Here is a 13,289-nt window from a genome sequence, read left to right as displayed (position 1 = left end):
CTGTGGCCGTTTTAATAAAAAGTAAAAATTTAGTTAGCTAAAGCCGACCGGGTGAATTGGCGTAAGCCCCTGACCTGCTTATCATTGCCGGCCAAAACAATGACCCCGAGTTTCGCCATGCGTCGCGTGCTTACTGGCCTGACTGCCAGCCTGCTGTTACTCCTCAATACGCTGTTCTGGATCGTCCCTCTGCTGATTTTCGCCGTGATCAAACTGGCGTTGAGGGGTCGCTGGCGCGACCACGCGTCGCGGGCGGTGATGTGGTTCGCCGAAACCTGGGCCGAGGTCGACAAACTGATCTTCGCCCTGTGCACCCCTACCCGATGGGACATCCGTGGCGCCGAACATTTGCGCATCGACCGCTCCTATCTGGTGGTCAGCAATCACCAGTCGTGGGTCGACATCCCGGCGCTGATCCAGGCCTTCAACCGGCGCACGCCGTTCTTCAAGTTCTTCCTGAAAAAAGAGCTGATCTGGGTGCCGCTGTTGGGCCTGGCCTGGTGGGCGCTGGACTACCCCTTCATGAAGCGCTACAGCAAAGCCTTCCTCGACAAGCACCCGCAGCTCAAGGGTGAAGACCTGAAAATCACCAAGGCCGCCTGCGCGCTGTTCAAGCGTCAGCCGGTGACCATCGTCAATTACCTCGAAGGCACGCGCTTCACTCAGGCCAAACACGACGAGCAGCGATCGCCCTATCGTTATCTGCTAAAGCCCAAGGCCGGCGGCGTGGCCTTCGTGCTGGCGGCGCTGGGGGAGCAACTGGACACCGTGCTGGACGTGACCGTGGTGTATCCGAATGGGCGGATTCCGGGGTTCTGGGATTTGCTGTGCGGCTCGGTGAGCAAGGTGATCGTGGATATCCGCGCACTGCCGATCGAGCGGGGGCTGGTCGAAGGGTGCTATGAAAGCGACCCGGTGTTTCGCGAGAAGGTGCAGGGCTGGGTGAATGGGTTGTGGGAAGCCAAGGACGAGCGGATCAAGTCAATACACGCACAAAGGCTTTGAGATACGGCGCGTATTACCTGATCCAGCAGCACTGAATTCAGTAAAAGTGGCACGCTCAAGCTCTTCTGATATAGGTCACAGGACGATAATCCACCTTGTGTCCGGCGGACGACGATGATGCGCACGCTTTGAGCCCTGTTTGTGATCAATCATCGGGACTGATGGAGGGCCAATTGGATTGCTGCCAGTGAAGAGGACATCCGTCACCACGCAATACTTACGGCGAGAATCCAACTAGCAGTTCTGTCAGCTTGTGGCATCGATACAGAACCGCTAGTTATCAAACGAGCAGCATGTCAGTTACCGGTCCCCCAGATGCTGCCGAGGCTCTTGAGCACCGTCCCGCCCACGCCTTGCTGCCCCAAATACTGCAGAATCACCGGCGCAAATTGGCCGACCATACCACTGTCCATGCCCAGTTTGGTGAAGGCGCTGTTCATGTCGGCCGTAGACTTCACGTTATCAAGCGCACTGCCTAGGCCGGCGGCACTGCTGCTGCCGCCCGAGCCCAGCAGCCCACCCAGGCCGTTCAGGCCACCCAAGGCATTGGCGCCTGACAGCGAATCGAGGCCCGGCACCTGCTTGGTCAACTGCGAATAATCGCCGCTGCCGAGTTTGTTCTTGGCAAGCGCGAGCATGGCGCCGGTACCGCCTACCGCTTGCTGCGGGGTGACGTTGAGCTGGGTGCCCAGGGTGTTCAGCAACCCCGCCGCCTGCGGGGCCGCCGCCACTGCTGCGCCGTCGCTTTTGTTGTTGCCCTGAAGGGTCGAAGCAGCGTTGACGGCGTCGTTCAGGTTGAAAGCGAAAGCCGAACTGGACGCCAGGGCCATCAGCACGGCGAGGGACAGGGAACGTGGGGTATTCATGAAAGGCAGCCTCTTGCAGCAAAAGTCGAATTCGCCCTGTTGGAGGGTGAAAGGCTGATTATGTTGCAATTGTGTCGAAAATTATGTGAAGGGCTGACGGCCCCTTCGCGGGCAAGCCTTGCTCCCAAACCTGTGGGAGCAGGGCTTGCCCGCGAAGAGGCCCGCAAGATCACGCTGATTGATCGCCTGAAACAAAAAACCCGCTGCCACCCTTTCAGGCGACAGCGGGTTTCGAGTACCGCGACCTACTTACTTGCTGTCAGGCAACGCGTAAGCGATCACATAGTCGCCACGATCAGGTGACTGACGCGCACCGCCGGCAGTGATGACCACGTATTGCTTGCCGGTCTTGGGCGAAACGAAAGTCATCGGGCCGCCCTGGCTGCCCACGGGCAGACGGGCCTTCCAGGCCTCTTCACCGTTGGCGGTGTTGAAGGCGCGCAGGTAGTAGTCCTGAGTACCGGCGATGAACACCAGGCCACCTTGGGTCGACAGCGTGCCACCCAGGGTCGGCATGCCGATCGGCAGTTGCAGGCCCATCTTGATGCCCATCGGGCCAGTGTCCTGCACGGTACCGACGGGTACTTGCCAGGCGATTTTCTGGGTCTTCATGTCGATCGCGCTCAGCGTACCGAACGGTGGCGCCTGGCAAGGGATGCCGGCTACCGACAGGAAGCGGTTCTTGTTGACGGCGTATGGCGTGCCCTTGAGCGGTACAGCGCCCATGCCGGTGTTGATCGCTTCGCCACCCGAGGAGGCCTTGGCGTCTTTCTGCTGCGGCACCATCTGGCTCCACAGGCCCAGACGCATGTCGTTGACGAAGATGAAGCCGTGCACCGGGTCAACCGACAGGCTGCCCCAGTTCATGCCACCCAGCGAACCCGGGAAGCTCAGCGAAACGTCGGTACCCGGCGCGGTGTACAGACCGTCGTAGCGCATTTGCTTGAACGAGATACGGCACAGCATCTGGTCGAACGGCGTGGCGCCCCACATGTCCGATTCGGTCAGGGTCTGCGCGCCGATCTGCGGCATGCCCACCGATTTCGGCTGGGTCGGCGAGTACGGTTCGCCGGGGATGTCGGATTTCTTGACCGGGACTTCTTCAACCTTGGTCAATGGCTGACCGGTCTTGCGATCCAGCACGTAGATCTGACCGGCCTTGGTGCCGATCACCACGGCCGGAACCTTGGTGCCGTCAGCCTTGGCGAAATCGGTAAGGGTCGGCTGCATCGGCAGGTCGAAATCCCATAGGTCGTTGTGAACGGTCTGATAGACCCACTTCTGGTCGCCGGTGGTGGCGTTCAGTGCGACGACCGAGGCGCCGTATTTGTGGTTCAGGTCGGTCCGCTCGACACCATAGATGTCGGTCGAGGAGCTGCCCATCGGCAGGAACACGGTATTCATCAGCGGATCGTAGGACATCGGCGCCCAGCTGTTCGGGGTGCTGCGCACGTAGGTCTTGCCATCAGCAGGGGCTTGCTTGTCCGCAGGGTTGCCCGGGTCGAACGCCCAGCGCATGGCGCCAGTGACCACGTCGAAACCACGGATCACGCCGCCAGGCATGTCGGTCTGCACGTTGTCGGCTACCCGGCCGCCAACCACAACGGTGGTACCGGCCATCAACGGCGCCGAGGACAGCTGGTAGTAGGAGTCAGGCACGTTGCCCAGGCCGGCTTTCAGGTCGATTTCGCCCTTGTTGCCGAAGCCCTGGCACAGCTCGCCGGTGTCGGCGTCAACGGCGATCAGGCGTGCGTCGATGGTGTTGGTCAGCAGGCGACGGGTGCAGTTGGCGCCAGCGGGCACGGCCACCGGTGCATCCGGCGTGCTGCCATCCGTCGGGGCGGCAATCGCGGCGCTGGCATCGAAGTAGGCCAGACCACGGCAACGCTGCCACACGGCCGATTTCGCGTCGGTCTTGTGCTGCCACAGCTGTTTGCCGGTATCGGCATCCAGCGCGATGATGTTGTTGTGCGGGGTACAGATGAACACCTTGTCGCCCACTTGCAGCGGGGTCATCTGGTCTTCTGCACCATTGCCGTTGCTGATTGCCACGTCACCGGTGTGGAAGGTCCAGGCCGGCACCAGCTTGGCGACGTTGCTGCGGTTGATCTGGTCGAGCGCGGCGAAGCGGCTGCCACCTTCATCGTTACCGTAGTGCTCCCAATTCTTCTGTGCGTGGGCAGGGTCGACCTTGGTCAGGCCCGGCAACTCGCCGTTTGGCGCCACCGAGGCGTGGGGAATGAACATGCCATAACCACCCGCGACCACCGCGATCGCCAGCAGGCCGGCCAGTGCATAACCGCCGCGACCGCCCGCCAGACCATTGGCCTTGCGCAGAGTCGGGTAGGTCAGCGCGACGACCAGGCTGAGTACACCCAGGGCGAACAGGCGCGAGATCTGCGGCCAGAACACCAGGCCGGCATCGACCAGCGCCCAGATCACCGACAGCACCATGACGGCCGCGAACAGCCAGGCGCCCAGCAGGCGTTTGCGGGCGTACAGCACGGCCGAAACGATCATGCCGAGGCCGGCCAGCAGGAAGTACCAGCTACCGCCCAAAGAGGCGAGGTAACCACCGAGACCCGCGAACGGGAGGCCAAATACCAGCATGCCGAACGCAGCGAGCCACAGGGGCCAACGGGCGGCGGTTGCCGTGGTGTGAGACTTAGTCATGTTGCATGATCCTACTGACGCATGAACGTGGGAGGGGAACTGTTTAAGGGTAGTGCAGCCAACGGCCATCATCCCTGTGCGGGGGAGGTCGTTGGGACGTTCTGACGACCATCAGCGCCGCAGGCGTGCGATGTGAGGCCGCAAACGCTGGGCCAGGTGGACGCCAGCCAAGGTATTAACCAGTTAGTTAGTTTTGCAACGATAGCAAAAAAAGGCCGTAGCTGCGACAAATTGTCGTTTGCAAGAATGCGAAAGACTATTGTGGGGATGGTAATAATCAGCGGGGGGGCGGAGCTTTGCCAACCGCCCCTACCTATCAGATCTGCTAGTACCGCTAGCGTGAAACCCGGTTGAAACTCGAAGCTCACGATTCCGGAGATGTCGACATGCCCACAGATCAGCAGTCCCAAGTACTCCTCGCCACCGACCAAGGTGCCTCAGTTCTCATGCGCCTGATGGGGCAAGGCATGACCCCCTTCAATTACACTCCCTTCGGTCACTCATCCTCAGACGAACCAGGCTCGCGCTCATCATTTAACGGCCAAATGCGTGAAGGCCTGCTACCGATCTATTTGCTCGGTCAAGGCTACCGCGCATTCAATACCGCACAGCAACGCTTCCACAGCCCCGATAACCTGAGCCCGTTCGATGAAGGTGGGTTGAATGCTTATGCTTACTGCCTTGGTGACCCGGTGAATCAAACAGACCCCAGTGGCCATTCACTACTGAGTAAATTCCTTAGTCTATTTGGCAAAAGCGCAAAAAAAACGGGAAGAAAATCTGGAAACATCACCACGAAATCCGTAAATAAAATAAATAGCCCAACGCTCCAGCGTTCTTCCGAAGACGTCTTCCGCACAGTGAGTCAAAACGTAGAATCCCCAATGACCCCGCGGTCTTCTTCAATTTTGTCCACTTCATCTTCTGAAGCTGCCATGGTTGTAAAAAAAATCAAAGCAGCCCCCGTAAAGGCTCCGAAAAAAGTAAAAGGCATAATTGAAATGTCCGGGCAAAACCCTGACGGCAGCCCATTCCTATGGCGCCCAGAATCGCCTCGCGCGCCCATCCTTACCCAGTCCAGAATCAATACAAATTTCCCGCCAGGGTTTAACGGCCCCACTCGCGTATCAACTTCAACCGTAAGGGTGGGGCTCAACGTACCGCAGGGGGCGCCCACTTCGACCGGAAGCGGGATATCTGCCATACGGAAAACCAACAGCAATGTACCTTATCGATAGCGCAGGGTCGCCCAGCCTGGTCTCTGGGCGAGATCGCCAGACAGTACTGGAGCCTGGAAAAATTTGAGGTTTTGACATGCGAACCCAAGCTGCACTCTTCTCGCTCTTCGCCACCGACCAGAGCAACTCAGTCCTACACACTGGACGACACTCCATGACGTACGGCCCGTTCGGCTATTGTCAGAACCTCATGGCTGCCGCGTCTGGATTCAATGGCGAGGTGTTCGATCCCGTTATGGGTGGGTATCTCCTGGGTAACGGCTATCGAAATTACAGTCCTGAATTACAGCGTTTTCATACCCCGGACAGCTTGAGCCCGTTTGAGGCTGGCGGGATCAATGCTTATATTTATTGCGAGGGGGATCCGATCAACGCTGCAGACCCGAGCGGTCACGGCAGAATCTTGAAGTTTTTCAGAAATATATTCTCCCGAAAATCAAGCCTTAAAAAATCTTCAAGCTTGAAAAACGTGTCCGGCGACGTCGCGGCGTCATCCAGCCTATTAAAAAAATCCAAGAGCACCTCAGCGTTGAATAGTGCCCCTAAAGGAGTATCAAAAACAATATCTGCACCCAGCACATCAAAAAATGTCAGATTCAAAAACAGCACCCCCGTCAACACTATCAACAATCCAGCCTCTGCAGGCAAGGTGCCAAACGTTGAGAACTATCAGAGGGAGATGTTCTTTTTCGACGGCGAAACAATGCAATCACGCTTGATAACCAGCGGCACGGAAGGGAAGCACAAGGGTGCACTATTCATTACACAGAACCTCGCCATGGAGGATTTCCGCAAGAGAATAAACAGCGTGCGTCAGTGACTCGATCGTAAACAACATTATCGCGGGCGTCGGCCTGATATATTCCAAGCCGACGTGCGTCATCGGGAGCAAGCCCCATCACTACAGTTTTACGCAGCGCTAAAAAGCTTATGCGGATCAATCACAAACTTCTTCGGCACCCCCGCATCGAACTCGCCATACCCTTGCGGCGCCTGATCCAGGCTGATCACCTGCACCCCCACCACCTCGGCGATATTGATACGCCCCCACATGATCGCCTGCATCAACTGGCGGTTGTACTTCATGGTCGGAGTTTGTCCGGTATGGAAGCTATGGGATTTCGCCCAGCCGAGGCCGAAGCGAATGCTCAGGCTGCCCAGCTTCGCCGCGGCATCAACCGCGCCCGGATCTTCCGTGACATAGAGCCCAGGAATGCCGATCTTGCCCGCCACCCGTACCACGCCCATCAACGAGTTCAGGACGGTGGCCGGGGCTTCGGCCTGGGCGCCGACATGGCCGTGGCCGCGGGCTTCGAAGCCGACCGCATCGACGGCGCAGTCCACTTCCGGCTCGCCCAATAGCGCGGCGATCTGTTCGTGCAGTGGTGTGTCGGTGGACAGGTCGGCGATCTCGAAGCCCTGGGACTTGGCGTGGGCCAGGCGTGCCGGATTAACGTCACCGACGATCACCACCGCCGCACCGAGCAAACGTGCTGAAGCGGCCGCCGCCAGGCCGACCGGACCCGCGCCGGCGATGTAGACCGTGCTGCCCGGGCCGACACCGGCCGTGACTGCGCCGTGGTAGCCGGTGGGGAGGATGTCGGAGAGGCAGGTCAGGTCGCGGATCTTCTCCATGGCCTTGTCGCGATCCGGCAGCTTGAGCAAGTTGAAGTCGGCGTACGGTACCAGCACAAACTCGGCCTGGCCGCCGACCCAGTCGCCCATGTCGACATAGCCATAGGCACCGCCCGGGCGGGCCGGGTTGACGGTCAAGCACACGCCGGTGTGTTGTTCCTTGCAGCTGCGGCAGCGGCCGCAGGCAACGTTGAAGGGCACCGAGACCAGGTCGCCGACCTTGATGTGCTCGACATCGCGACCGACTTCCAGCACTTCGCCGGTGATCTCGTGGCCGAGCACCAGGCCGACCTGAGCGGTGGTGCGGCCGCGGACCATGTGCTGGTCGGAGCCGCAGATGTTGGTGGACACCACACGCAGGATGACCCCGTGTTCGATGCGCTTGCCGCGCGGGTCCTGCATTTTCGGGAAGGGGATAGATTGCACCTCGACCTTGCCGTTGCCGAGATACACCACACCACGATTATCAGACATGCGTTCACCTCTATTATTTTTGGAAAAGAGTGTTACTGGCTTGCTTGGAGCTACTGCTCAATGACAGTGCGGGATTGGGGTGTTACTGGGCAGTGGTCAATCCCGTGCTGCTGTGTTGAATATGAGGGCCTCTTCGCAGGCAAGCCTTGCTCCCACAATGGAGCGCCGTACATCTGTGGGAGCAAGGCTTGCCCGCGAAGGGGCCGGCATGAACGACATATAAAACTGCTACAACACCACCGTACGATTGGCATTCAGGAACACCCGCCGCTCGATATGAAACCCCACCGCGCGCGCCAGGGTCTGGCATTCGATGTCGCGGCCCTTGGCGATCAGGTCTTCAGGGTAGGCGCTGTGGTCCACAACTTCCACGCCCTGGGCGATGATCGGGCCTTCGTCGAGGTCGTTGTTGATGTAATGCGCGGTCGCACCGACCAGCTTCACGCCTTTGTTGTAGGCCTGGTGATAGGGCTTGGCGCCTTTGAAACCGGGCAGCAACGAGTGATGGATGTTGATCGCCCAGCCATCCAGACGGCGGCACAGCTCGGGCGACAGCACTTGCATGTAACGGGCGAGAATCACCAGCTCGGCGCCGGTCTGCTCGATCACCTCAAGCACTTTGCGCTCTTGCGCGGGCTTGTCGTGGGGGTCGAGGGGGAAATGGTGGTAAGGGATACCGTGCCAGGCGGCCAGCGGTTCGAGGTCGGGATGGTTGGAGACCACCGCGACCACGTCCATGGACAGCTGGTTGATGCGCTGGCGATAGAGCAGGTCGTTGAGGCAGTGGTCGGCCTTGGAGACCATGATCACCACCTTGGGCCGGAACTGCGGCGGGGTCAGCTCGAAGACCATGCCGAATTGCTGGCCACGCTCGCTGAGGCCGGCGCGGAAGGCTTGCTCGTCGAAGCCGTCAGGCTGGCGGAACTCGACGCGGATGAAGAAACGCGCGCTAAGGCGATCATCGAACGAATGGTGCTCGGTGACGTAGCAGCCCTGCTCGAACAGGTAGCGAGTGACGGCGTCCACCGTACCCAGCAGGCTGGGGCAGTCGGCGGTGAGGATCCAGGTATCGGGGGCGCGGCTCATGGGGTGTCCTTGCTCTTTATGGTAGCGAGGGGGCTTGCCCCCGGAAAATTTGCCTGATACACCGCCGATCGGTGGCAAGCTCCCTCGCTACAGTTATGTGGAGGTCTTACGGGCCCCTTCGCGGGCAAGCCTTGCTCCCACAGGTGTACGACAATCCATTGTAGGAGCAGGGCTTGCTCCCACAGGTGTACGGCGATCCAGTGTGGGAGCAGGGCTTGCCCGCGAAGGGGCCGCCAGGTCAGGCCTTGATTTCCAGCCCGAACTCGGCCGAAGCATCCTGCAACCACAACCACCAGTAATCGGCGAAGCTGCGGCGGATCAGCAGTTCCCAAGTCGTTTCATCAGCGCGACGAATCACCAGCTGCGATTTGGCGAACACCGTGCCAATCGCCTTGCCCACCGGGAAGTTGTTGGGGTGCACGTCGTAGCTGGTGGACTTCATCAACACCTCGCGCACATTGGCGCCGGTCAGTTCGAGCAGCGTCTGGCCGCCACTGACGTTGACCACTGCGATATGCAGGCCGGCCAGGGCTTCACGCAGCTTTTGCTCGGCTGCCAGTTCTTCACCGCTCGGCACGATCAGCAGCCACTCATCCGGGCCCAGCCACTGCAGCGAAGTTTCGCCGTTGTAAACCACCTTGAGCGCCGACGGCAGCTCCAGGCCCAGGGCCTTGTGCACACCGCCGGCAAAGGCGGGATCGTGGCCGTCGCCGCGCAGGGTCAGGTGGCCCAGCAGTTTTTTCTCGCGCAGCGTCACGCCGGCGTTGCTGCGGCCCTTGCCGACCAGGCTGGCAAGGTCGGCATGGTGCAGCGGTGTCTCGACTTTCACGCCCTCGGCGGGGCGTTGTTGGTAAACGTTGACTGTGGTCATAAGGACACCTGTCGTTGAATGCTGTACGTCGGAGATCTCGGGTGTACTCACTGTGGGAGCAAGGCTTGCCCGCGAAGGCATTCTCGAGGGCCCTTCGCGGGCAAACCTTGCTCCTACAATCGGTCAGATATTCTGCCGCTCCCCCTTCGGATCGATGAACACCGAGGAGCAGATCTCCGCCTCGATCACCGTGCCATCGGCCAGCGGTGCGAACACCTTCTCGCCCATGCGCTTCAAGCCGCCCTTCACCACCGCCAAGGCAAATGAATGCCCCAGGCTCGAGCTCATGTAGCTCGACGTCACGTGGCCGCACATGCTCCTCGGGATCGACTGTTGGGTGTCGAACACCAGCTGCGCGCCCTCAGGCAGCACCTTGTTGCCGTCCACCGGCTTGAGGCCGACCAGCTGTTTACGCTGCTCGCGCACGCAGTCTTCGCGATTCATGCCGCGCCAGCCGATCCACGAGAACGGCTTGGTACGGCCTACACACCAGCCCATGTTCAAGTCGTCCGGGGTCATCGAGCCGTCGGTGTCCTGGCCGACGATGATGAAGCCCTTCTCGGCACGCAGCACGTGCATGGTCTCGGTGCCGTACGGGGTGAGGTTGTACTGCTTGCCCGCCGCGACGATCTTTTCCAGCACACCCATGGCGTAGTCGGCCTGGATGTTGACCTCGTAAGACAACTCGCCGGTAAACGAAATCCGGAACACCCGCGCCGGTACACCGCCCACCAGGCCTTCCTTCCAGGTCATGAACGGGAAGGCGTCCTTGTCCAGGTCGATGTCGGTCACTTCACTCAGCAGCTTGCGGCTGTTGGGGCCCGACAGGGTCAGGGTCGCCCAGTGGTCGGTGACCGAGGTGAAGTACACCTTCAGGTCTGGCCATTCGGTCTGCTGATAGATTTCCAGCCACTGCAGCACGCGTGCAGCGCCGCCGGTGGTGGTGGTCATCAGAAAGTGGTTGTCGGCCAGGCAGGCGGTCACGCCGTCGTCGAACACCATGCCGTCTTCTTTGCACATCAGGCCGTAACGGGCCTTGCCCACGTCCAGTTTGGTCCAGGCGTTGGTATAGATGCGGTTGAGGAATTCCCGCGCGTCCGGGCCCTGAATGTCGATCTTGCCCAGGGTCGAAGCGTCCAGCAGGCCGACGCTGTCACGCACGGCCTTGCACTCGCGGGCGACCGCCGCATGCAGGTCTTCGCCGCGCTTGGGGAAGTACCACGGGCGTTTCCACTGGCCGACGTCTTCGAACTCGGCACCATTGGCCACATGCCAGGCGTGCAGCGCGGTGAAGCGCACCGGTTCGAACAGGTGACCGGCATGACGGCCGACGATGGCGCCGAAGGTCACCGGGGTGTAGTTGGGGCGGAACATGGTGGTGCCCATCTCGGTGATCGAGATGCCGCGGCTGCGGGCGGCGATGGCCAGGCCGTTGATGTTGCCCAGCTTGCCCTGATCGGTACCGAAGCCCAGCGCGGTGTAGCGCTTGACGTGCTCGACCGACTCGAAGCCCTCGCGAGTCGCCAGTTCGATGGCGGCGGCGGTGACGTCGTTCTGCAAGTCGACGAACTGCTTGGGTGCCCGAGCGGTCGGCTTGTCGTGGGGCACTTGATACAGCGCCACGGTGGCTTCTTCAGGGCGCGAAAGGGTCTGCGGCACAGTGCCTTCGACGATCTTGAAGCCCGCTTCGGCGGCAGCGCGGGCGCCCCCTTCAAAGCCATCGGCCAGCGCGTCGCCCAAGGCGAACACACCGTTGATACCACCCACGCACACACGTTTTTGCGGTGCATCACCCGGCACGAAACCAAGGATATCTTCACGCCACACCGGCTTGCCGCCCAAGTGCGAAGCCAGATGCACCACCGGGCTGTAGCCGCCGGAGCTGGTGATCAGGTCGCAATCGAGCCACTCGCCGGGGCTGGTGACCTGCAAGCGCGCGACGTCGATGGCGGCGATGCGCGCGCCGGTCACGTGCTTGCTGCCACGGGCTTCGATCACGGCGCTGGAGGTGAGAATACGCACGCCCTTGGCGCGGGCTTCTTCCACCAGTGCGCCACGCGGGTTGCTGCGTGCATCGGCCACGGCCACCACTTGCAGGCCGGCGTCGAGCCAGTCCAGCACCACGCGGTAGGCGAAATCGTTGTTGGTGCCGAGCACCAGTTTCTTGCCCGGCGCCACGCTGTAACGGTGGAGGTAGGTGGACACCGCACCCGCGAGCATGTTGCCCGGCACATCGTTGTTGCCATACACCAGCGGACGCTCGTGGGCGCCGGTGGCCAACACCACGCGCTTGGCGCGCACACGGTGCAGGCGCTGACGCACCTGGCCGATCGGCGCGCGGTCACCGAGGTGATCGGTCAGGCGCTCGTGGATGGTCAGGAAATTGTGGTCGTGATAGCCGTTGACGGTCGCACGGGGCAGCAGCACCACGTCGGGCAGGCTGCGCAGTTCGGCGATCACGCTGGCGACCCACTCGGTCGCCGGCTGGCCGTCCAGGCTCTCGCGGGTGTCCAGCAGGCTGCCGCCGAACTCTTCCTGCTCATCGGCCAGAATCACCCGTGCACCGCTGCGCGCAGCGGCCAGTGCGGCGGCCAGACCGGCGGGGCCGGAGCCCACCACCAGCACGTCGCAGTGCTGGTTGTAGTTGTCGTAGGTGTCCGGATCGACTTCAGTCGGCGAACGGCCCAGGCCCGCGGCTTTGCGGATGTACTTCTCGTACGTCATCCAGAACGACTGCGGGTACATGAACGTCTTGTAGTAGAAGCCTGGCGGCATCAGCTTGCCGCCGACCTTGCCGAGGATGCCCATCACGTCGGTGTTGACGTTCGGCCAGCCGTTGGTGCTGGTAGCTACCAGGCCCTGGTACAGCGCCTGCTGAGTGGCCCGCACGTTGGGGATCTGGGTGGCTTCGGTGGCGCCGATCTGCAGCACCGCATTGGGCTCTTCGGCGCCGGCGGCGACGATGCCGCGTGGCCGCGAGTACTTGAAGCTGCGGCCGATGATGTCGACGCCGTTGGCCAGCAACGCGGCAGCCAGGGTGTCGCCTTCATAGCCCTTGTAGCTCTGGCCGTTGAAGGTGAACGTCAGGACCTTGCTGCGATCGATACGACCGCCGTTGGACAGGCGATTGACCTGGCTCATGCTTTCTCTCCTGCGCCAGTCACTTGCGGCCTGGTGCCGATCGGATAGGTTTCGAGAATCTCGTAGGTCACGGTGTCGCGGGTGGCGTTGAAGTACTGACGGCAACCGGCGGCGTGAATCCACAGCTCGTGGTGAAGGCCACGCGGGTTGTCACGGAAGAACATGTACTCGCCCCACTCGGCATCGGTGCAAGCACCGGGGTCCAGCGGACGCGGAATGTGCGCCTGGCCCGAGCCGTGGAATTCTTCTTCGGAGCGCAGTTCGCCGCAATGAGGACAGAAGATGTGCAACATGGATGAT

General features: G+C 61.1%; 10 protein-coding genes. 3 read left to right on the top strand and 7 right to left on the bottom strand.

Going from position 1 to position 13,289, the window contains the following annotated elements; translation table 11 throughout:
- Positions 1-117: 117 nt before the first annotated feature.
- Positions 118-1,005 (top strand): acyltransferase, encoded by an 888-nt coding sequence (locus tag REH34_RS18575; protein ID WP_311968733.1) that lies wholly within the window; start codon positions 118-120, stop codon positions 1,003-1,005.
- A gap of 296 nt (positions 1,006-1,301) precedes the next feature.
- Here REH34_RS18575 and REH34_RS18570 read toward each other — a convergent pair whose 3' ends face one another.
- Together REH34_RS18570 and REH34_RS18565 are read right to left on the bottom strand one after the other, a co-directional pair.
- Positions 1,302-1,871 carry a DUF2780 domain-containing protein gene (locus REH34_RS18570; protein WP_311968732.1) on the bottom strand — a complete coding sequence of 190 codons (570 nt, stop codon included), beginning with the start codon at positions 1,869-1,871 and terminating at the stop codon, positions 1,302-1,304.
- A gap of 249 nt (positions 1,872-2,120) precedes the next feature.
- A complete protein-coding gene (locus REH34_RS18565) occupies positions 2,121-4,544 on the bottom strand; it encodes a glucose/quinate/shikimate family membrane-bound PQQ-dependent dehydrogenase (protein WP_311968731.1) in 2,424 nt (807 codons plus the stop codon).
- Between the two features lie 386 nt (positions 4,545-4,930).
- Between REH34_RS18565 and REH34_RS18560 the strand changes: the two genes are divergently transcribed.
- Together REH34_RS18560 and REH34_RS18555 are read left to right on the top strand one after the other, a co-directional pair.
- A complete protein-coding gene (locus tag REH34_RS18560) occupies positions 4,931-5,782 on the top strand; it encodes an RHS repeat-associated core domain-containing protein (protein ID WP_311968730.1) in 852 nt (283 codons plus the stop codon).
- Between the two features lie 154 nt (positions 5,783-5,936).
- Entirely contained in the window at positions 5,937-6,602 is a 666-nt protein-coding gene (locus REH34_RS18555) for an RHS repeat-associated core domain-containing protein (RefSeq protein WP_311968729.1), read from the top strand.
- Positions 6,603-6,691: 89 nt separating this feature from the next.
- Here REH34_RS18555 and fdhA read toward each other — a convergent pair whose 3' ends face one another.
- The 5 genes from fdhA to REH34_RS18530 form a co-directional block, all read right to left on the bottom strand.
- A complete protein-coding gene (gene fdhA / locus REH34_RS18550) occupies positions 6,692-7,891 on the bottom strand; it encodes a formaldehyde dehydrogenase, glutathione-independent (protein ID WP_311968728.1) in 1,200 nt (399 codons plus the stop codon).
- 228 nt (positions 7,892-8,119) lie between these two features.
- A complete protein-coding gene (gene purU, locus REH34_RS18545) occupies positions 8,120-8,977 on the bottom strand; it encodes a formyltetrahydrofolate deformylase (RefSeq protein WP_311968727.1) in 858 nt (285 codons plus the stop codon).
- A gap of 238 nt (positions 8,978-9,215) precedes the next feature.
- Positions 9,216-9,848, bottom strand: coding sequence for a sarcosine oxidase subunit gamma (locus tag REH34_RS18540; RefSeq protein ID WP_226504320.1), 633 nt, complete (start codon positions 9,846-9,848; stop codon positions 9,216-9,218).
- 123 nt (positions 9,849-9,971) lie between these two features.
- Entirely contained in the window at positions 9,972-12,989 is a 3,018-nt protein-coding gene (locus tag REH34_RS18535; RefSeq protein WP_311968726.1) for a sarcosine oxidase subunit alpha, read from the bottom strand.
- Positions 12,986-13,282: a sarcosine oxidase subunit delta gene (locus tag REH34_RS18530; RefSeq protein ID WP_226504318.1), complete on the bottom strand. Its 297-nt coding sequence runs from the start codon at positions 13,280-13,282 to the stop codon at positions 12,986-12,988. Before REH34_RS18530 ends, REH34_RS18535 begins: the two co-directional genes overlap by 4 nt.
- Positions 13,283-13,289: the final 7 nt, after the last annotated feature.

It is taken from the genome of Pseudomonas baltica, from assembly GCF_031880315.1.
Lineage (GTDB): Bacteria > Pseudomonadota > Gammaproteobacteria > Pseudomonadales > Pseudomonadaceae > Aquipseudomonas.
The sequence above is the reverse complement of the archived record's forward strand: the minus strand, read 5'-3'. Positions and strand labels throughout refer to the sequence as shown.